General features: G+C 70.5%; 23 protein-coding genes and 3 pseudogenes. 12 read left to right on the plus strand and 14 right to left on the minus strand.

Annotated features, from left to right (window positions below; genetic code table 11):
* Positions 1 to 16: 16 nt before the first annotated feature.
* The 4 genes from MDN94_RS20955 to MDN94_RS20970 all read right to left on the minus strand — a co-directional run bounded on the left by MDN94_RS20955 (position 17) and on the right by MDN94_RS20970 (position 4491).
* Positions 17 to 931 (minus strand): TauD/TfdA dioxygenase family protein, encoded by a 915-nt coding sequence (locus tag MDN94_RS20955; protein WP_482727422.1) that lies wholly within the window; start codon positions 929 to 931, stop codon positions 17 to 19.
* A 47-nt stretch (positions 932 to 978) separates the two neighbouring features.
* Positions 979 to 1953 carry a quinone oxidoreductase family protein gene (locus MDN94_RS20960; RefSeq protein ID WP_482727423.1) on the minus strand — a complete coding sequence of 325 codons (975 nt, stop codon included), beginning with the start codon at positions 1951 to 1953 and terminating at the stop codon, positions 979 to 981.
* A 125-nt stretch (positions 1954 to 2078) separates the two neighbouring features.
* Positions 2079 to 3131, minus strand: a complete 1053-nt coding sequence (locus MDN94_RS20965) for a beta-keto acid cleavage family enzyme (protein ID WP_482727424.1) — start codon at positions 3129 to 3131, stop codon at positions 2079 to 2081.
* A 337-nt stretch (positions 3132 to 3468) separates the two neighbouring features.
* Positions 3469 to 4491, minus strand: a complete 1023-nt coding sequence (locus tag MDN94_RS20970; protein WP_482727425.1) for an AraC family transcriptional regulator — start codon at positions 4489 to 4491, stop codon at positions 3469 to 3471.
* Positions 4492 to 4856: 365 nt separating this feature from the next.
* Between MDN94_RS20970 and MDN94_RS20975 the strand changes: the two genes are divergently transcribed.
* A complete protein-coding gene (locus MDN94_RS20975) occupies positions 4857 to 6350 on the plus strand; it encodes a long-chain-fatty-acid--CoA ligase (protein WP_482727426.1) in 1494 nt (497 codons plus the stop codon).
* Between the two features lie 251 nt (positions 6351 to 6601).
* On the opposite strand, the gene MDN94_RS20980 is transcribed toward MDN94_RS20975, so the two are convergent.
* The 4 genes and pseudogenes from MDN94_RS20980 to MDN94_RS20995 form a co-directional block, all read right to left on the minus strand.
* The gene (locus MDN94_RS20980) at positions 6602 to 7036 is read right to left on the minus strand and encodes a DUF7144 family membrane protein (protein WP_482727427.1); all 435 of its coding nucleotides are present in this window, start codon (positions 7034 to 7036) and stop codon (positions 6602 to 6604) included.
* 30 nt (positions 7037 to 7066) lie between these two features.
* The gene (locus MDN94_RS20985; RefSeq protein WP_482727428.1) at positions 7067 to 7528 is read right to left on the minus strand and encodes an SHOCT domain-containing protein; all 462 of its coding nucleotides are present in this window, start codon (positions 7526 to 7528) and stop codon (positions 7067 to 7069) included.
* Between the two features lie 224 nt (positions 7529 to 7752).
* Positions 7753 to 9099 carry a hypothetical protein gene (locus MDN94_RS20990; protein ID WP_482727429.1) on the minus strand — a complete coding sequence of 449 codons (1347 nt, stop codon included), beginning with the start codon at positions 9097 to 9099 and terminating at the stop codon, positions 7753 to 7755.
* Positions 9096 to 9359 (minus strand): annotated as a pseudogene (locus MDN94_RS20995) (hypothetical protein); the annotation flags it as partial. The gene MDN94_RS20990 and the pseudogene MDN94_RS20995, both read right to left, overlap by 4 nt.
* Positions 9360 to 9846: 487 nt before the next feature.
* On the opposite strand from MDN94_RS20995, the pseudogene MDN94_RS21000 reads away from it, so the two are divergent.
* Positions 9847 to 10053: pseudogene (locus MDN94_RS21000) on the plus strand (DUF2252 family protein); the annotation flags it as partial.
* 54 nt (positions 10054 to 10107) lie between these two features.
* Here MDN94_RS21000 and MDN94_RS21005 read toward each other — a convergent pair.
* The 3 genes from MDN94_RS21005 to MDN94_RS21015 all read right to left on the minus strand — a co-directional run bounded on the left by MDN94_RS21005 (position 10108) and on the right by MDN94_RS21015 (position 12609).
* Complete coding sequence (locus MDN94_RS21005; protein ID WP_069925412.1) at positions 10108 to 10305, minus strand: hypothetical protein; 198 nt, start codon at positions 10303 to 10305, stop codon at positions 10108 to 10110.
* Positions 10306 to 10437: 132 nt separating this feature from the next.
* Entirely contained in the window at positions 10438 to 10965 is a 528-nt protein-coding gene (locus tag MDN94_RS21010; RefSeq protein ID WP_482727430.1) for a hypothetical protein, read from the minus strand.
* An 18-nt stretch (positions 10966 to 10983) separates the two neighbouring features.
* Positions 10984 to 12609 carry an MFS transporter gene (locus MDN94_RS21015; RefSeq protein WP_482727431.1) on the minus strand — a complete coding sequence of 542 codons (1626 nt, stop codon included), beginning with the start codon at positions 12607 to 12609 and terminating at the stop codon, positions 10984 to 10986.
* A 263-nt stretch (positions 12610 to 12872) separates the two neighbouring features.
* On the opposite strand from MDN94_RS21015, the gene MDN94_RS21020 reads away from it, so the two are divergent.
* The gene (locus tag MDN94_RS21020) at positions 12873 to 13160 is read left to right on the plus strand and encodes a SpoIIE family protein phosphatase (protein ID WP_482727432.1); all 288 of its coding nucleotides are present in this window, start codon (positions 12873 to 12875) and stop codon (positions 13158 to 13160) included.
* Positions 13161 to 13165: 5 nt separating this feature from the next.
* Here MDN94_RS21020 and MDN94_RS21025 read toward each other — a convergent pair whose 3' ends face one another.
* Both MDN94_RS21025 and MDN94_RS21030 read right to left on the minus strand, forming a co-directional pair.
* Positions 13166 to 15841 (minus strand): winged helix-turn-helix domain-containing protein, encoded by a 2676-nt coding sequence (locus MDN94_RS21025; protein ID WP_482727433.1) that lies wholly within the window; start codon positions 15839 to 15841, stop codon positions 13166 to 13168.
* A gap of 320 nt (positions 15842 to 16161) precedes the next feature.
* Positions 16162 to 17013: a class II glutamine amidotransferase gene (locus tag MDN94_RS21030; protein ID WP_482727434.1), complete on the minus strand. Its 852-nt coding sequence runs from the start codon at positions 17011 to 17013 to the stop codon at positions 16162 to 16164.
* Between the two features lie 162 nt (positions 17014 to 17175).
* Between MDN94_RS21030 and MDN94_RS21035 the strand changes: the two genes are divergently transcribed.
* The 6 genes from MDN94_RS21035 (at position 17176) to MDN94_RS21060 (ending at position 21658) form a co-directional block, all read left to right on the plus strand.
* A complete protein-coding gene (locus MDN94_RS21035; protein WP_482727435.1) occupies positions 17176 to 17454 on the plus strand; it encodes a hypothetical protein in 279 nt (92 codons plus the stop codon).
* A gap of 86 nt (positions 17455 to 17540) precedes the next feature.
* Entirely contained in the window at positions 17541 to 18818 is a 1278-nt protein-coding gene (gene pcaDC / locus MDN94_RS21040) for a bifunctional 3-oxoadipate enol-lactonase/4-carboxymuconolactone decarboxylase PcaDC (protein ID WP_482727436.1), read from the plus strand.
* 12 nt (positions 18819 to 18830) lie between these two features.
* Positions 18831 to 19463, plus strand: coding sequence for an MBL fold metallo-hydrolase (locus MDN94_RS21045; protein WP_482727437.1), 633 nt, complete (start codon positions 18831 to 18833; stop codon positions 19461 to 19463).
* Positions 19464 to 19517: 54 nt separating this feature from the next.
* Entirely contained in the window at positions 19518 to 20297 is a 780-nt protein-coding gene (locus MDN94_RS21050; protein ID WP_482727438.1) for an exodeoxyribonuclease III, read from the plus strand.
* Positions 20298 to 20355: 58 nt separating this feature from the next.
* Positions 20356 to 20799 (plus strand): DUF6278 family protein, encoded by a 444-nt coding sequence (locus MDN94_RS21055; RefSeq protein ID WP_482727439.1) that lies wholly within the window; start codon positions 20356 to 20358, stop codon positions 20797 to 20799.
* A gap of 115 nt (positions 20800 to 20914) precedes the next feature.
* A complete protein-coding gene (locus MDN94_RS21060; RefSeq protein ID WP_482727440.1) occupies positions 20915 to 21658 on the plus strand; it encodes an amino acid ABC transporter ATP-binding protein in 744 nt (247 codons plus the stop codon).
* Positions 21659 to 21883: 225 nt separating this feature from the next.
* On the opposite strand, the pseudogene MDN94_RS21065 reads toward MDN94_RS21060, so the two are convergent.
* Positions 21884 to 22792: pseudogene (locus MDN94_RS21065) on the minus strand (CocE/NonD family hydrolase C-terminal non-catalytic domain-containing protein); the annotation flags it as partial.
* 181 nt (positions 22793 to 22973) lie between these two features.
* Here MDN94_RS21065 and MDN94_RS21070 point away from each other — a divergent pair.
* The 3 genes from MDN94_RS21070 to MDN94_RS21080 all read left to right on the plus strand — a co-directional run bounded on the left by MDN94_RS21070 (position 22974) and on the right by MDN94_RS21080 (position 26434).
* A complete protein-coding gene (locus MDN94_RS21070) occupies positions 22974 to 23720 on the plus strand; it encodes a hypothetical protein (protein WP_482727441.1) in 747 nt (248 codons plus the stop codon).
* Positions 23721 to 23803: 83 nt separating this feature from the next.
* Positions 23804 to 25615: a gamma-glutamyltransferase gene (gene ggt / locus MDN94_RS21075; RefSeq protein ID WP_482727442.1), complete on the plus strand. Its 1812-nt coding sequence runs from the start codon at positions 23804 to 23806 to the stop codon at positions 25613 to 25615.
* A 99-nt stretch (positions 25616 to 25714) separates the two neighbouring features.
* On the plus strand, positions 25715 to 26434 hold the full coding sequence (locus tag MDN94_RS21080; RefSeq protein WP_482727443.1) for a glycoside hydrolase family 75 protein: 720 nt from the start codon (positions 25715 to 25717) through the stop codon (positions 26432 to 26434).
* Positions 26435 to 26514 lie beyond the last annotated feature (80 nt).

The raw sequence follows: 26514 nt of genomic DNA on the forward strand, positions 1-26514 counted from the left end.
ACGGAAAGGGAAAGGGTCAGAACGGTCTGTCGCCGACGATCCCGGCGCGCTCCATCCGGCGGACGGCGGGCCAGTAGTCCTGGACGGCGTAGTGCTGGGTGGAGCGGTTGTCCCAGATGGCGACACTGTTCGGCGTCCAGCGCCAGCGCACCTGGTACTCGGGGACCGCGGCCTGGCTGATCAGGTAGTTCAGCAGCAGGCCCGCGCCGGGGGCGTAGTCCTGCCCGAAGCGGACGTTCCCGGGCGTGTGGTAGTTGACGAAGTGCGTGGTGAAGGCGTTGACGAAGAGGATCTGTTCGCCGGTCTCGGGGTGGGTGCGCACCACCGGGTGTTCCGCGTCGGGGAACCGAGCCTTGAGGGCGTGACGCTCCTCCTGTGGCATGACGGCGCCGAAGGTGGCCTCGATGCTGTGCCGGGCCCGCAGGTCCCGGATCTGGGTCCTGATGTGTTCCGGCAGCCGGCGGTGGGCCTCCACCATGTTCACCCAGATCGTGTCGCCGCCCACGGGGGGCGACTCGACGCAGCGCAGCACGGCTCCCATGGACGGGTTCTCACGCCAGGTGCCGTCGGTGTGCAGTGCGTTCTCGTAGTGTTCCGGAGCGCTGTCGAGGTCCTTGTAGATGCGGACGAGGCCAGGGTGGTCGGGGTCGCTGCCCGCCACCGGGTGGTCCTCCAGCGGGCCGAAGCGCTCGGCCAGGGCCACGTGTTCGGCGCGCGTGATGTCCTGGTCGCGTAGGAACAGGACCTTGTACTGCAGGAGCAGAGCCCTGATCTCGGCGAACAGCTCACCGTCGCGGGAGGCGTCGCCGAGGTTCACGCCGGAGAGTTCGGCGCCGATGGTGCAGGTCAGCGGCTCGACGCCGATCGAGCCTCGGGAGTGGGCGCGCACCGACGCGGGCGCGCCCTGCAGAGGGGCAAGTGTCTTGTCCATGGTGCTTCCTCCTGGAGCGGGTAGTGGTGTGCTGGGTCGGCAGGGGCTCAGAGGACGAAGACGGACGAGCCCGTGGTCCGTCCCGCTTCCAGCTCGCGGTGCGCCTCGACGGCGTCCTCGAGCGCGTAGCGCTGGTTGATCTCGATGGCTATGCGTCCGGAAGCGACGTGGTCGAAGAGTTCGCCCGCAAGTTCGGCCCGTTCCGCAGGGTCGGCGATGTAGTCGGCCAGCGCGGGCCGGGTGACGAACAGTGAGCCGCTGACGGCAAGTTGCATGGCGTCGATGGGGGGGACGGGCCCGGAGGCCGTACCGAAGCAGACCAGCAGCCCGCGGCGCCGCAGGGAGGCGAGCGAGGCGGCGTAGGTGGTCCTGCCCACGCTGTCGAAGGCGACGGGGACCCCGGCGCCGTCGGTCAGTTCGCGTACCCGCTCGGCCACGTTCTCGCGCTGGTAGTGGATGACGTGGTCGCAGCCGTGGGCGCGGGCGAGTTCGGCCTTCTCCTCGGTGGAGACGGTGCCGATGACGTTCAGCCCGAGCAGCTTGGCCCACTGGCAGACGATGAGGCCGACGCCTCCCGCCACCGCGGTCAGCAGGATCGTGTCGCCGGCCTTCAGCGGGTGGATCCTGCGCAGCAGGTACGCGGAGGTGAGTCCACGCATGGTCATCGCAGCCGCGGTCTCGAAGCCGATGCCCTCCGGCAGCCGGATCAGGGAGTCGGCGGGCATCACCCGTTCCGTGCTGTAGGCACCGAGCGGGCTTCCGGTGTATGTGACCCGGTCGCCCTCGGCGACGTGTGTGACCCCCTCGCCCACTGCCTCGACCACACCCGCGGCCTCGACGCCCAGTCCGGCGGGCAGCGCCGCGGGATACAGGCCACTGCGGAAGTAGGTGTCGGCGAAGTTGAGTCCGACGGCTTCGTGCCGGATCCGTACCTCGCCCGGACCGGGGTCGCCGACGACGACCTCTTCCCGGCGCAGGACCTCGGGACCGCCGGTCTCCTTGAAGCGGATGGCGTGGGCCATGGGCGTACTCCGTTGTTCGTAAGGAAAGGAGGAGAAGGGGACCGCCGGTGCCGGGGCCCGCCCCGGTGGCCCCATGGGGCTCCAACACGCGGCGGGCGCGGCGGCGCGGTGGTCCCGTGCCGCGATCAGACGTCGCGCAACATGAAGCCGCGTCGGCCAGGACGGCGGTTCGGCACCATGCCGAGGCGGGCCAGCGTCTCGTCGGCGTCGGAGTAGGACTCGCCGAGCTTGTAGATCTTCTTGGCCTCGGCGCCGGTCGCGATGTCACGGCCGAGCGCCTCGGAGATCTGCACCATCTGCTCGACCTGCTCGACGGTGGTCATACGCTCGCCCTTACGCCGCCACAGGTTGTCCTCGTTGCCTACGCGCACGTGCACGCCGAGCGCGATGCCGATCGCGTTCATCGGCGCCACAGCACGCATGGAGCTCTCGATGGTGAGGACGGCGCCGTCCGGGGTACGGCGGACGAACTCGATCAGGTCGGCCGGGTGCCGGCCCGCGAAGCCGCCCCCGATGGCCACGTAGTTGAGGACCAGCGGACCCGTGTGGACCCCTGCCCTGATGAGCCGCTCCACGGTCTCGAGCTGGGCCAGCGTGGCGAGCTGGAAATGCGGCTGGATGCCGTTCGCGTGCAGGCGCTTGAGGTGCTCCAGGTAGAAGTCGGGACCCGCCTCGACGACCATGTCGCGGTATGCCTTGTAGTACTCGGGCTTGGCGATCGAGGTGCCTTCCAGATCGTCGTCGGTCATGATCTCGACGATGTTCATCTGACTGGTGTTGATCGCGATCGTCACCTGGTCCGGCGCCGGGGTGAGGTCTGCCAGCAGGTGGCGTGTGTCGTAGCTCAGCCACTTCGCCTCGCTGCCCTCGTCCTCCGGGGCGAATGAGATCGAGCCGCCGATCTGCAGGACCATGTCCGGCACGGCCTCCCGCAGTCGGCCCAGCAGCTCGTTGAACATGGACATCCGCTTGGAGCCCTTGCCGTCGAGCTCACGTACGTGGATGTGGAGCACGGTGGCGCCGGCGTTGTAGCAGTCGACGGCCGCCTGGACGTGCTCGTCCATCGTCAGGGGAAGGTCGTCGGCGTCCCCGGGCAGCCACTCCGGCCCGTAGGGAGCGGCCTGGATCACCAGCTTCTCCTGGTTCTCCGGGAAAAGTGAGTCGTCGTGGAAGTGCACGGTCCGTCTCCTTCGTGCGATCGGTGATCACTCGCCGGGAGCAGCGCCCCGTGCGATGCGAGGCATGAGATGTCGGCGAGGATCGAGGCGGGTCACCGGGGGACAGCGGGCGCATGGCGGCCCGGTACGCTCGACCGGTCCGGAGGGGACGTGCACTGGGGGAGTACCACGGCTGTCCTCCGGCGGCCGACCGCGTCTCTGCGGTGCTGCAAAGGTAGGGGCGAGCACCCGAGCCTGCTTGACCTTCGGGGACGGATAACTTGTCATTTGGGGACATCGCTCAATGACGCGCCGAGTGAGCCGGCCCGCCCCGGCCGACCTCGGGCCGCTTGGGGCGTCAGTCCTGGCCCGGGAGTTGCTGCCGGCTCCTGTCGGTGCGCCACGACCTCGGGCTGCATCCGAACTGCTCGCGGAACCAGCGCGAGAAGGCGCTCAGCGACGAGAAGCCCAGGAGGTCGGAGATCTCCGTCAGCGTGCGCCGCGGATTCGCGACGAACTGCTCGGCGAGGTGTACGCGGGTGGCGTTCAGGAGTGAGGAGAACGTGTCGCCCGAGGAGGCCAGGTGCCGGTGGACGGTGCGCCGGTCGACCTCCAGGCTGCGCGCGACCTGCTCGATCGAGCAGCGTCCGCTCGGCAGCAGCACCTCGATCAGCTCCCGTACCCGGTCCGCGACGGTGGTGTCCTTGGGGACCGCGATCGCCTCGAAGTACTGGCGGGCGTACTCCCGCAGCAGCGGGTCCGCCGTGGCGTTGGGCGCATCGAGGTCGTCGGCGTAGAAGACGATGCCGTCGAACTCGCGACCGAACTCCACCGCGGGGCCGAACACGCGTCGGTGCGTCGCGGCGTCCGCCGGTCCGGGGTGCCTGAACCAGACGGAGAGAGGCTGCCACCGTGTGTGCAGGAAGCCCCGCAGGATCCGGTGGAAGGCGGCGACGGCCAGTTCCGTGGCCTGCCGGGTCTCCATCGTCTCGCCGAGCCGCAGGTCGACCCGCAACGTGGCCAGCCCGTCGCCTTCGGACAGCCGGGCGTGCAGGACCTCGTTGTACATGTGCTGATGACGGATCAACAGCCCCAGCGCGCTGCGTACGTCGGGTTCCTCGCGGACGACCAGACTGACGGGGCCGAGGTTGGAGAAGCGCCGGAATTCGGCCATCAGTACGCCGAAGTCCTCGTGCCCGGAGGCGGCTGCCGACAGTTCGAGCACCTGGACCGCGGCAGCCCCGGAGATCCACCGGTCCTGGACCGCGAGGGCCGCGGTGTCCAGGCCCACGCGCTGCATCAGGGACTGCGGGTCGATGTCGAGCGAGCGGCACAGCTCGACATAACCGCTGAGGGCCGCGGTGCGGACCAGAGGCCTCATGCGGCCCTCCAGAGGCTGTCCGGATCGTGTCCCGAGAAGATAAGTCACATGTCACGCCAGGACAAGCAAGACGGGCGCGGGCAACCTAGCATGGCCCACGTTCACCGGCCGGCCCCCTTCGGCGACGGCCCGGGCCGGCATACGCGTGACGGTACGGAGGCGCACATGACCGGTACGGCAGACCCGGGTGGGGCGCCGCGCACGCACGACCAGCCCGAACTCAAGCGCCATCTACTGCGACTGTGGCTGACCCCGCCACACCGCCCCTGCACGGACCGTGCTCGCGGCGGGGTCACCCCGCGCGATGTGATTCGCCTCCGGAACACCGCCCCGCAGGCGGGGACGAACCCAAGGAGATTGCCGAAATGACCAACCTCGCCACGTTCCTGGTGAACTCCGCCACGGCCCAGGGCGATCGCATTGCCGTGCGCCACGACGACAGCATGCTCACCTACGCCCAGTTGGACGACGCGAGTGCCAGACTCGCCGCCCTCCTGCGCGACCGTGGCGTCCAGCCCGGCGACCGCGTCGCGGTGACCATGCCCAACGTCCCGCTGTTCCCGGTCGTCTACTACGGCGTCCTCCGGGCGGGCGGTGTGGTCGTGCCGCTGAATCCGCTCCTGAAGGCCCGTGAGGTGGCCTTCACCCTGCGTGACTGCGGGGCGCGGATCGCGTTGGTGTACCCCCTGTTCGCGGACGAGGTGGCGAAGGCCGCAGCAGAGACCGGAACCGCTTGCCTGGTCACTGAGCCCCTGGCCTTCGACGATGTCCTGCGGGCCCACGAACCGATGCCCGGCATCGTCGACAGGACCGATGACGACCCGGCCCTCATCCTCTACACCTCGGGCACGACCGGGACGCCGAAGGGGGCCGAACTGTCCCACCGGAACCTGGCCACCAACACGGCCACCACGGCCGAGACGCTGCTCCAGGTCGGAGCTGACGACGTGCTCTTCGGTGGCCTCCCCCTCTTCCATGCCTTCGGCCAGACCTGTGCGCTCAACACCGCCGTCGCCGCCGGCGCCACGCTGACCCTGCTGCCGCGGTTCGAGCCGGGGCGCGCCCTGGAGATCATTGCGCGCGACGGGGTCACCGTGTTCCTAGGCGTGCCGACGATGTACGCGGCGCTGCTCCACGCCGAGCTCCCCGAAGGCTTCGACGCGCACAGGCTGCGCCTCGCCGTCTCCGGCGGCGCTTCGCTTCCGGTCGAGGTGCTGCACGGCTTCGAGCGGCGCTTCGGCGTCACCGTTCTGGAGGGATACGGACTCTCCGAGACTTCGCCGGTTGCCGCGTTCAACCACCCCGACCGCCCGCGCAAGGCGGGCTCGATCGGGCAGCCCATCCGCGGAGTCGAGATGAAGCTCGTCACCGAGGACGGCGGCGCGGTCCCCCCGGGCGAGGTCGGCGAGATCGTGATCCGCGGCGAGAACGTGATGACCGGCTACCGCAACCGTCCGCAGGCCACGGCGGAGGCGATCCGCGACGGGTGGTTCCACAGCGGCGACCTGGCCCGTGCCGACGAGGACGGCTTCTATTTCATCGTCGACCGCAAGAAGGACCTGATCATCCGAGGTGGCTACAACGTCTACCCACGTGAGGTCGAGGAGGTGCTGTACGAGCACCCGGCCGTCGCCGAAGCCGCCGTCGTCGGCGTGCCGCACCCGGTTCACGGCGAGGAGATCGCCGCGGTGATCACACTCCGGCCCGGTGCCCGCGCCACGGCCGAGGAGATTCGCGACCACGTCAAGGACCGGCTGGCGGCGTACAAGTACCCGCGGATCGTCACCTTCACGGCCGAGCTGCCCAAGGGCCCCACCGGCAAGATCCTCAAGCGCGAGATCGTGGTCACCGATCGGTGACCACGCGGCGTCCGACTGCCAACCGGCTCCCCAGCCGTGAACCGACACGCTGGTCAGCTGTCGCGGCAGCCGACTGAAGATGGCCGCCGCGGTGGCGTGTCCGCGGACCGGACGGCGCACCGCCGACCGTGCCATGCGCGGCCGGTCGGCCACCACGCCCCGACGACCCGCGGCGCGTGGTGGCGACGGCGTGGTACGCGGACCCGGAGAGCGCCGGGCGCGCTGCCGTGGCCGGCTCACACCGTGCTCGGTCAGCGCCGCTCGGACAGTTCGAAGAGGCTGCCGCGCTCGACCACGCACAGGGCCCAGATGACGAAGCCGGAGAGCGCGATCATCACGATCGACCACACCGGGTAGTACGGCAGGGAGAGGAAGTTGCCGATGATGACGAGTCCGGCGATGCCCACGCCGATGACGCGCGCCCACGTCGCGGTCCGGAGCAGTCCGATGCTGACGATCACGGCGAGGACCCCAAGGACGAGGTGGATCCATCCCCAACTGGTCAGGTTGAACTCGAACACGTAGTTGGGCGTCGTGACGAAGATGTCGTCCTCGGCGATGGCCATGATGCCCCGGAAGATGTCGAGCACACCGACGAGGAAGAGCATCACGGCTGCGAAGACCGTCAGGCCGGTTGCCCATTCCTGCTTTGCCGTGTCCGTCGGGCGAGTGTGTGTTGCTGTCATCTTGCGCCTCGTTTCGTGGTGTTCGGATGCTCAGCGTCCGGAGGTGTGAGGGGTGGAGCCCGAGTGCTCCGCCGGGCTGTGGCCGGCAAGGACCAGTTCCTTCGCCCTGCGGAACTCCTCGTCCGTGATGGCGCCGCGGTCGCGGATCTCGGACAGTCTGGCGAGCTCGTCGACGCTGCTGGACCGCCCGCCCGCGGCTTCCCTGACGTACGCGTCGAACGCCTCCTGCTGCGACCGCGCCTGCGCCATCTCTCGGCGGCCCATGTTCCTGCCGCGGGCGATCACGTAGACGAACACGCCCAGGAAGGGCAGGAGGATGCAGAACAGGAGCCAGCCGGTCTTCGCCCAGCCGTTCAGCGCGTCGTCACGGAAGATGTCGGCGATGATCCGGAAGAGCAGGATGAACCACATGATCCACAGGAAGAAGAAGAGCATGGTCCAGAAGGCGCCCAGCAGCGGAAAGTCGTACGCCAGATAGGTCTGCGCGGTCATGTCCGGCCTCCGTCCCGGGCGTTCGCCCGGCAGCGGTTCTCTGTCACCTTCAGCCTGCCCACGGCGATCCCCGGGCGCCTCACCCGGCGCGGGTGAGTGTGCGCGCTGAGCTGTGATCGCCGCCGCTCGACCCGTTTCCCCCAGTCTCGGATCAGGAGTCGCTCCCCTGCCGCGGTTGCGGGGTGCGGCGGCCGCCTTCGGGACCACTGGTTGCCGACCATGGCTCATGAAGCCGCCCGGTCCGCCGCCCGGTCGGTCGGTCCTGAGGCGGCCGCGAGGATCGCCAGGACGATCAGGACGGCCAGGGCGACGCCGAGTACGAGCGCCACCGCTCCGACCGTGGGGTGGTTCCAGAGCACCAGCGCCAGCGCTGCGGCGGCGATGATCCCACCCGTGGTCCACGCCCGGTGGTCCGCCAGCAGGCGTCCGGTGGATCCGGTGCGCACTCCCACGCGGCGCAGGCCCCGGCCGGCGGCCGTCGTGCTCCTGTCCGCCACCGCGCGGACGGCACGGGCGGGGCGACCGGGACCGTAGAGGTACGCGATCAGTGCAGTGATCGCCGACACGACCAGCAGTGTGCGGGTGCTGTCGCGCAGGAAGCGGATGAACGTGTCGTAGATCGCCGCGGCCGCGTCGGTGGGCAGTGCCGTGGGCGGGACAGAGTCCAGATAGACACGTCTGACGACGGCGAGAGCGACGAGCAGCACGACCATCATCAAGCCGACACCCGTCGCGGTGATCATCAGCATCACCCGGTGTGCCGGAGCGGTCCAGACGGCGAGGGCGGCGAGTGCGACGGTCAACAGGGGCAGCCAGACGCCCAGGACGTCCAGCAGGCGCATGGCGTCCTGCGCCTTGCCCAGCTCCTCCGTCTGGAACAGCGTGATCGTCCGGTCGGTGTCCGGGATGGCGGCGGCCTTTTCGAAGCCCGCGTCGACGAGTCGCTCCCGTGCCTGGTCGACGACCTCGCCCACATCCAGTTGGACGGTTCCCCCCTCGGCGCGCAGGGCGCCCCCGCCGTCATCGGTGAGCATGTTCACCACCGCGGCGTGCGACCGCCGGTTGGCGCCTTCCCAGGCCTGCTGGAAGGCGTCGCTGGTGATCACCCCGCGTACGGTGCGGTCCACGACGTTCCTGACCGCGTCCTGCAGGGGAGCGGTGAGGGCGTCGGCCCCCTCCACGACGCGGGGTGGTGCTCCCGCGTCCTGGAGTGCCTTGGTGAGCGAATCCGTCACCGCCCCGACGTCCACCTGCTCCACCACGCGATCCGTGAGCCGGTTGATCACGGCGTCCTGGACGGGCGGCTCGGATGCCAGTGGCGCCATGGTCTCCACGTACCTGTCTGTGTCGGTGACCGTGTCCTGGACCCAGGCCGCGACGACGGCCAGGGGCGCGAGCAGCAGGGTCAGCACAAGAAGTACGGAGGAGCCCGCCCGGCGTACCCGCCGGTGGCGCACCGCCGCGTGGTGGCGCAGCCGCTCGTACTCCGCACGTTCCTCGGGGGTGAGGGCGTGCTTGCCGTTCGTGGCTCCGCCGGAGTCGGAAGGACCGGGGGTCGTGGTCGGGTTCACGGGGTACTCCTCGGGGCGGCTGCGGCGTCAGGCCGCAGGAGGGGGACCTTGCGGCCCGGGACGTGCGTCCTCGCGAGCGCAGCCCGCCACGTGAGGGCGACCACCGCTTCGGCCGGGCCGAGCAGGACGAGCCACAGGCCGAGCAGGACGAGCCACAGGCCGAGCAGCCGGGTCAGGGCATCGGCCGACTCGGTCGGCACGGCGAGAACCACGACGCCCGCGACCATGCCGAGCACCGCGGCGGCCAGGAGCACGGTCCTGGAACGGCCCAGCCGGGCAAGGACGCACGCGGGATCGCCGCCCGTCGGACCTGGGGCCGATTCGTCCGAGTGGTGCTCCTGCCCGGTGTGCGATGCCTGACGATGCGGCATGGTCATGGCTCCTCCACGCGTGATCGAGCGGTTGCTTCACGACGCCCCGGGGTGGTGCGAGGGCGGTGGGCCACCCGACCGCTTCAGGATCACGCCTGTCACCGGGTCAGGGGTCACCCACCACGGGTGATCCGGAGACGCCGCCCGGCGGTGAGCCAGGAGTCCGCGGATGACCTGCCCACCGGTGCGGAGACAGGGGACGAGAACGGTCCGAGCACAGCCCGGACCCACGACCGATCCCGGCCCCGGAGGGCGGGGCGGCTGCCGCTCGTGGGCGTCGCGGCGAACGCTGTCCACGCGGGCCTCGAGTCGGCAGCGCCGAGAGCCGTCGCACTAGCCGCGATCCGGCCCTGATGCCGGGACCTCACCGGGAGGCCTGGGGGAGCGGAAGGGCATCGCACGGCCGGAAACCATGGGGCTGGGTCTGCTGTCCCTCTTCGGCCGGCTGTACGGGGCGTCCCTCGCACGGGCCCATGCCCGCTCGGGCACCCATCGCCCTGGCCGCCTACCTGGGTGGCGCGGCCGTTTCGACCGCGCGCTCGCGAAGATCTACGCCGACCAGAACGAGCGGGACCACGGAGCGCAGGGCGGCCATGGGGAAAGGTTCCCGTGCGGAGCCGGTGTCCCCGCCGCCCTGTCACTCCGGCAACTGCCGCATCTCCATGACGCGCAATCCGAGCGACTGGCAGCGTGCCAGCAGACCGTACAGGTGCGCTTCGTCCACGACAGGACCGAACAGGACCGTCTGGCCGGACATCACCACGTGGCCCAGCTCCGGAAAAGCCTTGGCCAAGGTTTCCGACAGGTGCCCCTCGACGCGGATCTCGTAGCGCACGAGCAGTCCTCCCATGGACATGCTTGGGACAGTCGGGCGACTCCCTTCCCTGCGATCGTCCGCCCTGACGCCACTTCACACATCACCCGCGGCAGGTGACCCGTCGCACGGCGGCGACGGGCCGACACGTCCTCAATGGGTCAGAAAGATCTTGAGAAAGACGATCAGTAGACCGAGCAACAGATTGACCGACGCGGTGACGGCCATGAGCCGCGGCGTAGCACCGGCGCGGCGTGCAGCGGCGATGGACCAGCCCACCTGGCCGGCCACAGCGACAGACAGAGCCAGCCAGAGAGCACCCCGCACATCAAGGCCCAGGAGCGGACTGACGGCCACCGCGGCGGCCGGCGGGACGGCCGCGTCGACGATCGGCCACTCCTCGCGGCACACGCGCAGCACGACCCGGCGGTTCGGAGCCTGCTGCGCCAGGCGCGCCCCGAACAGCTGGGCATGCACGTGCGCGATCCAGAACACCAAAGAGGTGACGAGCAGCAGCAGCACCAGCTCGGTGCGTGGGAACGAGCCCAGCGAGCCGGCGCCGATCACCACGGAGGCGGCGAGCATCGATCCGTAGACGCCGCCCGTGTAGTCCGCGTGGGCACGGTGCTCGGCATCGCCCGCCCCACGCGCTGTGTTCGGGCCGGATCTGTGTCTGGGCACTGGTGACTCCCCTCGGACTCAGTGCGTCGATCCGGTCGCGCCGGCCGAAGTGCCGTCACCGGGCCGCGGGCGGCTTTCCCGGGCTGTCGGAAGGTGCGGTGTGACCAGGAAACTGGCGAGAGCGATCCCGCCGGTGGCGAGGATCGCCGCCTTCAGGCCGTCCAGCTGCGCGGAGGCGTAGGCGTCCGCGACGGCATCGACCTCGGACGGGGGCAACCCGGCGCGCTCGGCCGCGGAGCGCACCTGATCGGTGGGGACGAAGGTGACCCCCGCCTGGAGCGCGACACCGACCTGCTCGCGGGTCTCTGCGGACAGCCGCGGGTTTTCCGCCACCTGCGTCGTGAAGGCGTGCGCCAGCGCACCGATGAGGATCGAGCCGATGAGTGCGGTGCCCAGCGCTGAGCCCAGGTTCTGTGCCGTGAACTGGAGTCCCCCGGCCTCGCTGCGTTCCTCCTCGTCGACGCCGGACTGGACGACGTTGCCCAACTGCGATGCGAGCAGGCCCACGCCCACGCCCAGTAGGGCCATGGATCCGGCGAATTGCGCGTCGTCGATGACCGGGTCGATGGTGGCCAGCAGCCACACGACCGCCGCCGCCAGGGTCACCAGGGCCAGCCGGACCACCCGGCGCGGCCCCAGTACCCGCCCCAGCGAGGCGGCGGACAAGGAGGTCACGAACATGGTGATGGACACCGGGAGCAGACGCAGCCCCGTCTGGAACGCGTCGAAGCCCTGAACCACCTGCAAGTACAGCGGGATGGCGAAGAACAGCCCGAGCAGGATGAGGTTCTGGCTCAGCAGTGTCATCAGGCCGGACCGGAGCACGGGCCTGCGCAGCAGGGCCAAGTGCACGAGGGGATCCGCGCCCTGCTGCTCCCGCCGCCGCTCCCAGTACCGGAAGAGGGCCAGGACGGCCGCCCCGGCACCGACGACGAACAGTGTCGGGGCGAAGCCGAAGACGGTGAAGGGAGGGTTGCGGGGCTGCACCCATCCCCAGGTGCTGCTCTGCAGCACCCCGAGCACGCCCAGCGCGAGTCCGGCCGCGGAGAGCACCGCACCGACCACATCCAGCCGGGGACGAGGGACGGTCGGGGCGGAGGCCGGGATCATCCGGTGGCACAGAAGGACGGCCACGACGACCACGACCTCACCTGCGAAGACGAGCCGCCAGGTCAGGTACGTCGTCACCCAGCCGCCCAGCAGCGGGCCGACCGCGATCCCGGCGCCGGCGAGCCCGCCGATGACCGCGTAGGCGACGGCCCGGTCCCGCCCGCGGTACGACTCCGCGACGAGGGCGGCCATGGCCGGCAGCACCATGGCGGCGCCGATCCCCTCGATGATGGACCAACCCAGCAGGAGGACCCACAGCGTGGGCGCCACGGCGGTCAGAGCCGACCCCACGCCGTAGACGGCCAGCCCCATAAGGAACATGCGGCGGCGCCCCACGATGTCACCGAACCTGCCGCCGATGATCATGAACGCCGCCATGACGAGCGCGTACAGAGTGATGACGGCCTGGATCGCGGTGACCTCCGTGTCGAAGTCCTCGACCAGCTGACTGATGGACACGTTCATGACGGACGTGTCCAGGACCATCAGGAACTGGGCCGTGCCGAGGACGATCAGAGCCCGCCAGTGCTTCACGCTGTCCACCTCGCCGAGTCGGCCGGAACGCCGACGGAGTCGCCGGGCAGCGGCCGGCGCATGCCCGGCCGCTCTTCCCATCGGAACCGAAGAACCCGCCCCGCGCCTCACCCGTGACGGGGGAAGGGACCGGATCCCTGGAGAGCCTGCGCCGGTCGCGCAACGGCCCGGTCATGGCGCTCCGGGCGCCGCTCGTCGCGCGGCCCAAGGATTGTTCGAGGACCGCGCGCCGGGCCCGAGGCTCAGGAGAGTGGTGTCGTCGTGTGCTGGACGAAGGACCGGCGTCCGGTGCTCCAGCCGCGCTCCATCACCTGGTCGGCTCGCGGCAGAACATGCCACCTCCCCTCGGCCGTCCACTGCGCCGCGAAGCGCTCACCGCCGAGTGCGTACAAGCCGTCCACGACCCGCTGACCGGCACCCGCATCCTGACCGCGGCGGGCGGGCCCGCTTCCCTCGTCGTGCGCCCCGACGCCACCGTGGCTGCCCCCGCCACACCGCCCGCGCCCCCTCTGGGCATGCAGCAGGACGCGTCCATCGAGGCCACCGAGTAGAGCCGTCACAGCAGCCGTTGGTCGCGTGCCCGGCGCACTGCGTCGCCGCGCCTGTTCACCGCCAGCTTTCGGTACACGCTCTTGAGATGCGTCTTCACCGTGTTCGGCGACACGTACATGTCGGCGGCGATCTCCTCCGTCGACATCATGCGGGCCAGCCGCTCCAGGACGTCGCGCTCGCGTGCGCTCAGCTCCACCGCGACGAGCGGTGGGGGTGGCGAAGCCTGCTGCGGCTGCTCGTTCCGTCGGGGCGGGCCGGGTGTGAGCCAGTCGGTGGCCAGTTCGTCCAGCGGGGGCGTGGCCAGGAGCGGCCGTATCCATGCTCCGGCGTCGAGGAACGGACGTCGCAGCCGCTCCCGCCGGGCGTCGAGGAGTGCCTGCCCGACGAGTCTGCGGGCAGTGGCGGTGTCCCCCGCCCGCTCAGCTGCCTGAGCCCTCACCAGCGCCGCCCGCACGGTCACGGCCGGCCCGGACCGGCCCCCGGACCGGATGCCGTCGAGCAGATCGATGGCCGCCCCGGTAAAGCCCGCGCCGAGTTGGATCGCCGCGGCCTCCGCGACGCACACCGGTTGGTCGCCGGACACGCCCCGGAGCTCCTCGGCCGCTTGGTCCGGCCGTCCTTCGGCCAGATGGGCGGCGGAGACGACGAGCGCCGCCCGGCTTGCCGCCCAGGGCGAGGCCACAGCGGTGGAGACGGCCGGGTCCGTCGCCTCGGCAGCGGCTCCCGCCTTGCCCCTGACCAACAGGAGCCGAGCCGTGACGAGGGCTCGTCCCGCAGCCGACACCGGGTCATGTGCTCCTGGTGGGAGCGGCGCCTCATCGAGGAGGGCCCGTGCCCGGCCCAGCTCATGGCGGTCGACGGCCACGGCTGCGAGGACCAACTGGCCGATGCCGGAGCCGGACGGCTGGGGAACACCGTCCCGCTCCGCCTGGGACACCGCCGCCAAGGCCTTGCGCTCCGCCCGGCCGAGCCAGCCGTCCAGATAGTCGAGCAGGGCCAGGTGCTCCATCGAGTCCTGCCGGGGAAGGACGGTAGAGGGTCCGCCCGGGGCGCCGGCCGCCGTGGTCAGAGCAGTTCTCGCATCCTCGAAGTGCCCGGCCCACAGGCGGGCCGAGCCCAGATGGGTCAGCAGCAGAGCGGTGAGTTCAGGATGTTTGTCCAAGAGGTGTGCCGGGACCTCATGGACCAGTCCGTCGGCCGCTTCAGCGGCCTTCTCGGCCAGTGAGGGACATCCGGACAGCCGACCGGCCAGTGCCTCGAGCAGCGCACAGCTCAGCTGGGCGGCCGCCAAGTCGGGCGTGTCGTCGGTCAGACGCTTCTCGGCGTGGCGCAGGCGGGTCATGCCGCGTTCCAGGTCGTACCCGGACAGGTTGCGGGCCGCGCGCACGAGGTCGGAAGCCGGACTCCTGGCCTCGGGCCCCATATGAGAGAACAACTGGGTCAGGTCACCCGAGCGCAGGCTGGTGAAGAGCTGCCCGATCGCCAGGTCGTCGACGAGGGCACCGGCGGCGAAATCCCAGTCGCCCGCAGCGGCGCCGTGGGCGAGGGTCTCCGGCAGGAATCCGGAACGACGCAGCCACCGCGCGGCCCTCAGGTGGAGTTCCGGCTCCAGGCCGGGCAGGCGCTCGCGCAGATGTGCCCGGAGTATCTCCCCGAACAGGGGATGGAGCTGATACCACGAGTGCCCCAAGGACTCGACGAACGCATTGTCGCGGTGCAGCGCGGCGAGAATGGGCTCGGCATCGGTCCGCAGGGTCAGCGCGTTGGCCAGATCGGGACAGAAACGGTCCAGGACGCTGACACGCAGCAGGAGATCCTGTGTTTCCTCCGGCTGTCCCTTCAGGACCTCGGCCAGCAGGAAGTCCGCGACCGTACTGCGGTCCGCCTCGAACTCCTTCAGGTAGAGCTCCGGATCAGCGCTGTCCAGAGCGGCCAGGGCGGACAGGCGCAAGCCGGCCGCCCAGCCCCGGGTCCGGTCCACCAGGGCGCGCGCGGCGCGGAGCGGAAGGCTCAGACCGTGCAGCTCCAGCAGTGCGACGGTCTCCTCCGGCGTGAAGGCGAGCTCAGCGGCACGGATCTCCGTCAGCTCACCGGCCGCCCGGTATCGATGCAACGGAAGCAACGGTTCGGTGCGGGTGATGAGGACGAGGTGCAGCCCCTGACCGGCATGGTGCAGGACGAACTCGAGCTGCTGAGCGATGTCCGGAGCGGTCACACGGTCGTACTCGTCGAGTACGAGGACCATGGGCCGGTCGCGATCGTTGAGCTCGGCAGCGAGGGTCGCCAGCAGCCTTCGGTCCACACGGTCGGCGTCCGCGGGAGCCACCACCGCATCGGACAGCGGCCCTTCGCAAGCGCGCATGGCCTGAAGAACGTACGCCCAGAACACCCCCGGACGCAGCGTTCCGGCCTCAGCCGTGAGCCAGGCCACCGGCTGCCTCAGTCCGGCGGCCCAGTTCGCTGCCAGCACGGTCTTGCCGGCCCCTGCCGCGCCGTTGACCACTGTCAACGGCGTCCGGAGAGCCTGATCGAGATGGTCGATGAGCCGCTGCCGCCGCAGAAAGGTGACCGGCTTCGCGGGAAGGGCGAATCGGGCCCGCAGGAACGGGTCTCCGACGGGGTCGGCGTACGGCACGGCCGGAATGGTCGGGCCCCTGGCATGGTCGGAGAACTCAGTCACAGCGCTCACCACCTGTCGGCAGCGTCACTTCCATAGCGACTCCCGTCCAGCATCCCAGTCCTCCTGCCGCTGCGCACGGGACACCGGCCCCTGGCCCCCTCACCAGCCAGTACGTCGCCACGGACCCGAATCACAGCCCTTGAGACGCTCCGCGCCGACGCGGTTCGGCAGCTGTGAGTGAAGCGGCACGCACCACCGAGCCGCTCACCGGCCTCCTGACCGCCATGGTCGGACCCGGCGGCTTGCGGCCGCCGTGCCCTTCCCGGATCCCCGGCAACAGACGACTCCGCGGACGCCTTGCCCAGGCGAGGTCGGCGCGCTCAGGCCGGAGGCGGACCGCCGGGGAGTTCGGGACGGAAGGCGTGCAGCGCGTCCCCACCCGGCTGGATGATGCCGTAACTGCTCTCAGGCACCTCGTTCCAGGCTCCGGGGAGAGCACCCAGCGGTTCGGAGACCACGAGGCGGGTCTCGTTCGAAATGTCCCGCAGGAACGAGGCCTCCGGGTGCAGCGCGCGCAGAGCGTCCACCTTGGTGCTGTAATACAGCGACCGGGAGCGGCCCTCGCTGGAATAGCGAAAGGCCCATACACGTTCGCCGTCGGCAACCGCGATGGTCATCTGCAACGGGTTGGGGACGTCGTGCGCGTGCCCCGTCTTCTCGATCAGGCCCGCCATACGCGCCACGGCACCGGGCGGATCCTCTGCCAGGCCGAATGTGAGAGCCAGGAAGAACATGAGCTCGGAGTCGGTGGAACCCTCGATGTCCGGGTACAGAGCCGGATCGACGGCCAGGACCAGGTCACGCCTGAACCGGTGGAATCCGCTGATCATCCCGTTGTGCATCCACATCCAGCGACCGTGCCGGAAGGGGTGGCAGTTGGTCTGCTGCACGGCCGTTCCGGTCGAGGCCCTGATGTGCCCGAAGAACAGACCCGACCGGACATGGTGGGCGACCTCCTGAAGATTGCGGTTGTTCCAGGCCGGGCCCACGTCCCGCAGAACGGCCGGAGTGGTTGTGTCCTGCGTGTACCAGCCGACGCCGAAGCCGTCACCGTTGGTCGTCTCCACGCCCATACGGGAATGCAGGCTCTGGTCGATCAAGGAGTGTTCCGGCTCGAACAGCACCCGGCTGAGAAAGACAGGTGTACCCGTGTACGCGATCCAGCGGCACATCTGATTCCTCCGTTTCTCGTAGTCAGAGGCATCAAGAGACAACGGCGGGGGCCGGATGGGGCGTTCCGCCGACCCGGGCCGGACGGAATGTCACCAGTATCCCTTGCGCACGTCCTGGCACCCGGGTCACGGAATGGGCGCGGTCCGGCCGAGGTCTGTGGCATGCGACGGGCCGACGTCGACCTGGACAGGGCCGCCCTCGCCAGGGGCTACGTGCTGCCGAAAGCCCTCGGTGCGGCGCTCAACGGCCGGCACCTGCGCGTCCGGGCGGGCGGGCTCATGGACGAGTACGGCCTTCGCAGGCTCCGCTTGTACGATGCCCGGGCGTCGTGCTCGGCCTCTCTCGCGGACAGCGGTGTCCCGGGAGCGCGTCCTGCCCGGTGGGCGGGTCGCGCCGACGTCACGACGACCGACAGTGGTGAAGCCGGACGTGGAGGATGATCGCCCGGCGGCGGAAGCGTGGGGCGGCTCGGTGAGCGTCCTACCCCCGCCCGTAAGAAATCGTGAGATGTGGGAGCGTGAGCAGGGTGAGCAAGACGACGACTGAAACCCTGCAATACCGCGTCGACGGGCCGGACGACGCGCCGATCCTGGTCCTGGGACCCTCTCTCGGCACCACATGGCACATGTGGGACCGGCAGATCGCCGAGCTCTCCGAGCGGTGGCGGGTGATCCGCTACGACCTGCCCGGCCACGGCGGCGCGCCGGCCTACCCGGCCGCGTCCATCGGCGACCTCGCGGAGCGGCTGCTCGCCACCCTGGACCAGCTCGGTGTGCAGCGGTTCGGCTACGCCGGCTGCTCGGTCGGTGGCGCCGTGGGCATCGAGCTGGCGCTGCGCCACCCGCAGCGAGTGGCGACCCTGGCGCTCGTCGCGGCGTCCCCCCGGTTCGGCACCGCGGACGAGTTCCGCCGGCGTGGTGTCGTCGTCCGAACCAACGGGCTCGACCCGATCGCCCGCAGCGCGCCCGAGCGTTGGTTCACCCCGGCGTTCGCCGCCGCCCAGCCGGCGATCGTCGAGTGGGCCGTCCAGATGGTCCGCACCACCGACCCCGGCTGCTACATCGCCGCCTGCGAGGCGCTGGCCGCGTTCGACGTCCGCGCCGGTCTCGGCCGTATCCAGGTCCCCACCCTCGTCGTGGTCGGATCCGAGGACCAGGTCACCGGGCCCGCGGAGGCCCGCACCCTCGTCGCCGGGATACCGGACGCCCGGCTCGCGCTCGTCCCCGGCGCCTCCCACCTGGCGCCGGTCGAGCAGCCCGCCGCCGTGACGGATCTGCTCGCCCACCACTTCGCCACCGCCTGGCACGACACGCTCGCGGCCATCCCGGCCCCGTCGGCTCCCGTGACCTCGCCGCCCGTCGCGCCGGTCGCCGAGATCGCGCCCGCCGCCACGGAGCAGCCGCAGGCCACCGGGCCGGGCAGGCCCGACCCGTACCAGGCGGGGATGAAGGTGCGCCGTGAGGTGCTCGGCGACGCGCACGTCGACGACGTGCTGGCCGACGGCGACGACTTCACCGGCGACTTCCAGGAGCTGATCACCCGCTTCGCCTGGGGCGAGGTGTGGACCCGCGACGGCCTGGACAGGCGCATGCGCAGCTGTGTGACGCTGACCGCGCTGGTCGCCGGGGGGCACCTGGACGAGCTGGCCTCCCACACCAGAGCGGCGCTGCGCAACGGCCTGACCCCCTCGGAGATCAGGGAGATCCTGATCCACACGGCCGTCTATTGCGGCGTCCCCGCGGCGAACTCCGCTTTCCGGGTGGCGCAGGCGGTGATACAGGAGGAGACGACGCCCCGGGCGTAGCAGGATGTCGGCATGAGGCTCACCAAGCGGATCCATGCCTGTGTCCAGCTCGAGAAGGACGGGCGGCGTCTGGTCATCGACCCCGGCGGGTTCAGCGAGCAGGACGCCGCCGTCGGGGCCGACGTCCTGCTCGTCACGCACGAGCATCCCGACCACTTCGACGAGGGCAGACTGCGGGCGGCGCTCGAGGCGAACCCGTCCGCCCGGCTGTGGACCCTGCGCAGCGTGGCCGAGCGGCTGTCCGCCGCATTCCCCGGGCGGGTGAGCACCGTGGGCCACGGCGACACCTTCACCGCGGCGGGCTTCGACGTCCAGGTGCACGGCGAGCTGCACGCGGTGATCCACCCGGACATCCCGCGGATCACCAATGTCGGCTACCTGGTGGACGGAACCGTCTTCCACCCGGGCGACGCGCTCACCGTCCCGGGCCGGCCGGTGGACACGCTGATGCTGCCGGTGCATGCTCCGTGGAACAAGATCTCCGAGGTCATCGACTACGTCCGCGAGGTGGCGCCGCGCCGGGCCGTCGATGTCCACGACGCCCTGCTCACGGACCTGGCCCGGCCCATCTACGACCGGCAGATCGGCGAGCTCGGCGGCGCCGGACACGAGCGCCTGGCCGCCGGGCGGACGCTGGAGCTGTGAGCATCCCGCGGCGGGCTCGGACGACTGTCACACCCCGCCGTTAGGCTTTGGGTCATGCGTATCGCCACGTGGAACGTCAACTCGATCACCGCCCGGCTGCCGCGGCTGCTGGCCTGGCTGGAGAGCAGCGGCACGGACGTGCTGTGCCTCCAGGAGACCAAGTGCACCGAGGAGCAGTTCCCCGCCGCGGAGCTCCGTGAGCTGGGCTACGAGTCCGCGGTCAACGCCTCCGGCAGGTGGAACGGCGTGGCGGTGATCTCCCGGGCGGGCCTCGACGACGTCGTGCGCGGGCTGCCCGGCGCCCCGGACTACGAGGGCGTGCAGGAGCCGAGGGCGATCTCCGCCACCTGCGGCCCCGCCCGCGTCTGGTCGGTCTATGTGCCCAACGGCCGCGAGGTCGCCCATGACCACTACGGCTACAAGCTGCGCTGGCTGGAGGCGTTGTCCGTCGCGGTGACCGAGGACGCTGCCGCCGTGCGTCCGTTCGCCGTCCTCGGCGACTTCAACATCGCCCCGACCGACGACGACGTTTGGGACCCGTCCTTCTTCGACGGCATGACGCATGTGACGCCGCCCGAGCGCGCGGCACTGGAGGCACTGCGCAAGCGCGGACTGGCCGATGTGGTGCCGCGCCCGCTGAAGTACGAGCACCCGTTCACCTACTGGGACTACCGCCAGCTCTGCTTCCCCAAGAACCGAGGCATGCGCATCGACCTGGTCTACGGCAACGAGCCCTTCACCACGGCGGTCAAGGACAGCTTCGTCGACCGCGAGGAGCGCAAGGGCAAGGGTGCCTCCGACCACGCGCCGGTCGTTGTCGATCTCGACATCTGACGTTGGTTGACGCGCGCCCGGTGGTGCGTTCGGGTGCAGGGATGCGAGGCTTTGCGGTATGAACATCCCCTTCTTGGATCACTGGCTGGGACGCCACGGCGAACGGGACAAGGGCGATGCGGCCGTCGGGCACGACCCGGAGCGAGCGGCGGCCATTACCGAGCTGCTGTCGGAGTGCGAACTGCTGCGTTCCAGAGCGGCCCAGGCCGGACTCGAACTGGACGACTCCCCGGGGTCCTTGAGCGCGCTGGACCAGCTTCCGCCGCGCTGGCGCGACGATCCGGAGGAGCTTCCCTGGCTGGGGAACGACGCGGGCCTCTACCTCGGCACGGTGATCGTGCGCACCGTGCCCGGGGCTGCCTGGCACATCTGGCCGGGCGGCCATCCGGTGGTACGTCTCGCCTCCGGGCGGGAGATCGGTGTGGTCGAGGCCGGTGTGGAGTGGGCGTTCAACGGGGCTCCCGAGCTGTCACAGGTGTACGCGGAGGCGTCGGAAGCCTAGATTCCGTATTAGTACGGCTTTTGATCCGCCTGTGCGTGTCGGTTGTGGACCCCCTTGGCGGCCCGGTTAGTTTGCGCTGGCCACGACACACAGCTGAGAGTGGGTAGAGCAGCGTATGGCCGTCGATCCGTTGATCGAGCTGCGCGAGGTCAACAAGCACTTCGGGCAGTTGCATGTACTCCAGGACATCCACCTCACCGTCGGCCGCGGGGAGGTGGTGGTGGTCATCGGCCCGTCGGGCTCCGGGAAGTCGACGCTCTGCCGGGTCATCAACCGGCTGGAGACCGTCGAGTCGGGTGACATCCTGATCGACGGACAGCCGCTGCCCGCCGAGGGCCGCGAGCTCGCGAAGCTCCGGGCGGACGTCGGCATGGTCTTCCAGTCGTTCAACCTCTTCGCGCACAAGACCGTGCTGGCCAATGTCTCGCTCGGCCCGGTCAAGGCCCGCGGCCGCAAGAGGGAGGAGGCGGACCGCCGATCCCGTGAACTGCTCGAACGGGTCGGGCTCGCCGACCAGGCGGACAAGTACCCGGCCCAGCTCTCCGGCGGCCAGCAGCAGCGCGTGGCCATCGCACGCGCGCTCGCCATGGACCCCAAGGTCATGCTCTTCGACGAACCGACCTCGGCCCTCGACCCGGAGATGATCAACGAGGTGCTGGAGGTGATGCAGCAACTCGCCGCCGAGGGGATGACCATGGTCGTCGTCACCCATGAGATGGGTTTCGCCCGCTCCGCCGCGAACCGCGTCGTCTTCATGGCCGACGGCCGCATCATCGAGGACCGCTCCCCGGACGACTTCTTCACGCGTCCGGAGACCGACCGTGCCAAGGACTTCCTCTCCAAGATCCTCAAGCACTGATGGGGCCGCCCGCACCGATGGGGCCGGTCACGGAACACAGGGAACGCCGGGTCCGGACCCGCCCGCACGGCGCGAGGAGATGCCGCGTGCGGACGGGCCCGACCGGGAACGTCGCTGCCGAAGGCACCCCGAGCCCCTTGGCGGGCGGGAGCGGGCCGGCGCAGTGGCGCATGGAGCACCACTCGGCCCCTGCCTGAGTGGGGGCCAACCGGCAGCGGCCGGTGATCACTTCTGCTGCAGTGGGACCGAGAAGTACGACGGGTCGGCCGCGGGCGAGGAGAAGGTCAGCCGCGCGCCGGTCGGGTTGTGCTCGATGTAGAGCGGGTCGACGGTGTCGACGACCACGGCGAGACGGTGGCCGGCCGGTACGTCGTAGGCGGTGGAGTACAACTCCAGGTCGACGGCGAACGGCTGACCAGGCGTCCTGCCGCGGAACGTGTACGGCGCGCTTGCGACCAGCTTGCCGAGGCCGAGCGGGCCCACGTCGTAGAGGTACGCGACGAGGGTGCCGCTCCCCTTGGTGCTCGTGACCGTGGTGTGCGGCTCCGCGGTGCCGCGCACCCGTTGCTCGGTCCGGTACCACTCCAACTGCCACACCGCCGCGTAGGAGCGCGGCAACAGCGGGATCGACGCCGTCGGCGCCAGCTGGGCGAATTGGTCGAGCATGCTGGAGAGGAAGATGAGCCCGCCGTTCGCACCGGAGTCGACGCCCGTCCGGATGCTCTTTGCCCCGCCGAGTGCGATCTTCTTCCGGTCCGTGCCCACCGACTTCCAGTAGGGGTAGGACTCCACGGCGCCTTGCGTGCGCGTCCGGATGCGTACGGGCTGCTCGCGGTCCACGCCGTTGTCGGCGCCCTTGAGGTGGTCCAGCCACCGGTGGGCGCTGGTCCAGGTGCCGTTGGGCAGCCCGAGCAGTCCGGTGCCCTCCGCGACGGCGTTGGCAAGCGCCCAGTCGATCACCTTGGACGCGTGGGCGATGTGTGGCAGTCCGGCCGTCTCGGTCTCACCGCCGGACTGCCAGAAGCCGCGGGAGTTGTAACTCACCACCACATAGCAGGAGTCGGCGAGCTTCTTCGCTTGGGCGAGGTACTCGATCTGCGGCATCGCCCAACTGGTGGTCAGGACGATGGCGGGCTACGTCCGCCGGCCGTCGGCGCCGGCGCCGGCGGAGCAAGGTCGCCGAGCTACCTGAGGTAACTCTCCACTAAGTTACGCCACCGTGACGATTATTGGGCGTCGTGTCAGCAGGCTGAGCGGCAGTTGCCGAAGGGACCGGCTCGAACAGGTGTCTGCGGCACCGCTAACATGCGCGCCCATGACTGACGACGTACGCAACATCGTGCTCGGTGTGGTGGCGGCGGGAATCAGTGCCGCCATCGGCTGGCTCGCCCGCACCTACCTCTGGCGCCGCCGGCTGCGGCGCAAGCAGGGCTTCTTCGGCCTGCCCGGGAACTCGGAGTCCCTGCTCGTCGTCAACCGCGAGGCGGGCCGCGACGGTTCGGTGCACCGCTTCGACGTCTTCGCGTTGCTGGAGCTGTCCGCGCTCATCAAGGCCTGCGGAGCGAACGCCCAGATCGTCTGGCACGACACGGCGCAGCAGGGTTTCGGCGAGCGCACCGAGTTCTGCGTGGGCGGGCCGGTGTCCAACCGCCGCATGGCGGCGCACCTGCACTCCATGCTGCCCGGCGTGAAGGTGAACACCGATGCCGAACCGGGGCCGGACCAGGGCGCGTTCCAGATCGGCTCCGAGCGCTACCGCATGGAGCCCGGCGCGGCGGAGTACGTGCTGCTCGCGCGGCTCACCGCGGGTGAGGATGCCCGGCCCGTGTTCCTGTTCTGCGGGCAGCGCGCCATCACCAACCAGGCGGCCACCCGCTATCTGGCCCGGCACCACGAGAAGCTCGCCCGCAAGCACGGCAACGGTTCTTTCTGCCTGCTCCTCAAGGTGGTCAACTCGCAGGCGTACGGCCCGGATGTGGTCGAGCTCGTGGCCGATGTGACGCGGGCGGCCCGGACCGCGGTGCCTCAGGCGGCGCGCAGCTCGCACCGGGCGGCCGGCTGAGCCGGCGACGCGCCCGCAGGCACCCGGGACTCCCGACCCGTGAACCGTTACGCTGCGCCGACACCGGCTGACTGGAGGTACGAATGCGTCGCTCCACCGCACGGAAGATCTCAGGTGTGGCCCTTGCCGCGGCTGTCGTCTCGATCGGCGCCGCATCCCCGCCCAAGCCCCGCACCGCCCCTCCCACGGCGCCACCTGTCAAAACCCCGGTTGCCGTCGGCCACGGCGGGGCGGTCGCGAGCGTCGACGCCGACGCCTCGGCGGCTGGTATCGAGGTCCTCCGCAACGGCGGCAACGCCGTTGACGCGGCGGTGGCGACCGCCGCGGCGCTCGGCGTGACGGAGCCGTACTCCGCCGGCATCGGCGGCGGTGGCTACTTCGTCCACTACGACGCCAGGACCCGTACCGTGCACACCGTCGACGGCAGGGAGACCGCCCCCCGTTCGGCCGACGCCTCCCTCTTCCTGGAGAACGGCACGCCCGTACCGTTCGCGGAGGCCGTGACCAGCGGCCTCGGTGTCGGCACGCCCGGCACCCCCGCCACCTGGGACACCGCCCTCGAGGAGTGGGGCAGCCGGTCGCTGGGCGAGCTGCTGAAGCCCGCGGAGCGCCTGGCGGAGCGCGGGTTCACCGTCGACGAGACCTTCCGTTCGCAGACCGCGGCCAACGAGGCGCGCTTCCGTGACTTCCCCGCCTCCGCCGAGCTGTTCCTGCCCGACGGGCGTCTCCCGGTCGTCGGATCGGTCATCAGGAACCCCGACTTGGCCCGCACCTACAAGGAACTCGGCAGAAAGGGCGCCGGGGCGCTCTACGAAGGCGCCCTCGCCAGGGACATCGTCGACACCGTGCGCAACCCCCCGGTCGCCGAGGACGCCACCCGGGTGGTCCGGCCCGGAGACCTGACCCGGCGCGACCTGCGGGCGTACGAGACGGTGCGCCGCGAACCGGCGAAGGTGTCGTACCGGGGCCTCAACGTCTACGGCATGCCCCCGTCCTCCTCGGGCGGCACCAGCGTCGGCGAGGCGCTCAACATCCTGGAGCGCACGGACCTGTCGGACGTCTCGGAGGAGCGGTATCTGCACCGGTTCATCGAGGCGAGCCGCATCGTGTTCGCGGACCGCGGGCGGTGGGTCGGCGACCCGGCGTTCGAGGACGTGCCGACCGCCGGTCTGCTGTCCCAGCGGTTCGCCGACTCGCGCGAGTGCCTGATCAAGGACGACGCGGTGCTCACCAGTCCGCTGGCGCCGGGCGACCCTCGCCGGCCGGAGCGCTGCGGGTCGGCGGGAGCGGCGGCCCCGACGACGTACGAGGGGGAGAACACCACCCATCTGACGACCGCCGACAAGTGGGGCAACGTCGTCGCCTACACGCTCACCATCGAGCAGACCGGCGGCAGCGGCATCACCGTCCCCGGGCGCGGATTCCTGCTCAACAACGAGCTGACCGACTTCTCCTTCCGGCCGGCCGACCCCGCGGTCCACGACCCGAACCTGCCCGGCCCGGGCAAGCGGCCGCGTTCGTCCATGTCGCCCACGATCGTGCTGGACCACCACGGCCGTCCCGTTCTGGCGCTCGGCTCACCGGGCGGCGCGACCATCATCACGACGGTCCTGCAGACCCTGACGGGCCATCTGGACCGCGGACTGCCTCTCGTGGACGCGATCGCCGCGCCCCGGGCCAGCCAGCGCAACCAGCCGACGACCGAGCTCGAACCGGCACTGTGGAACAGTCCGCTGAGGCAGCGTCTCGAGGCGATCGGGCACCAGTTCCGGCTGAACCAGGAGATCGGCGCCGCCACGGGTGTCCAACGGCTGCCGGACGGCCGGTGGCTCGCGGCGGCGGAGAAGCAACGGCGCGGCGGCGGCTCCGCGATGGTGGTCCGCCCCTCCCGCTGACGAGGCCCGGGACACGCCGGCGGGTCACCCGGCCGGCGGTGCGGCTGTGGCTGTTCGCGCACGTGCGGGTAGGGAGCCTTTCGAACAGAAAGGCTCCCTGTGCGCATTCGGAACACCGCTCTCATCGTGGCAGTCGTTTCGGTCATGCTCGGAACGGCTGCGCTCCCGGCTGCCGCCAAGCCCGGCTCCGTGCCACCGCCGCCCGCGCCCGACCAGTACCGCACGGCACCGGCGGGGGGTGTCGGTGCGGCGGAGCTGCTGGCCGAGGTGGAGCACTGCACCAGGATCTCCAAGGGCGACTACAGCACCGACCGGGGCAGGCCGGCGAACATTCCCGTCTGCGAGCACGACGGGGCCGTCTTCTGGAAGGCGGACATGGACATCGACTGCGACGGGCGGCGCAGCACGCGGTGCAACAGCGGCACCGACCCCTCGTTCCAGCCGGCCACGGCCTTCACCGGCTCGGACGGGAGGTATCTCGACGCGGCGGAGCTGCCGTTCGTCGTCGTGCCCGGCCCGAGCCCGGTCTGGAACTACTCGGCGTCCGGCATCCGCGGGGGGTCCGCCGCCGCGATCATCCATGACGGCAAGGTCTTGTACGGGGTGGTCGGCGACACCGGGCCGAGCGGCATCATCGGTGAGGCGTCCTACGCGGCGGCGGAGGCGCTCGGGATCGACCCGGACCCGGCGACGGGCGGCGTCGCCTCAGGAGTCACCTACATCGTCTTCAAGGACTCGAAGGTGTCGCCGATCGAGAGCCGTGCCGCGGCGGAGAAACTGGGCGAGGAGCTGGCCCGGCGGTTCGTCGGCGGAGGCTGACACGCCTCCTTGGCGGCAGGGCGGACGGGCTTCGGGCGACCCACGGCGTCGTGAGGATCCGAGGGTCGCCGTCCGTGAAT

This window comes from Streptomyces sp. WAC00040 (genome assembly GCF_056835925.1).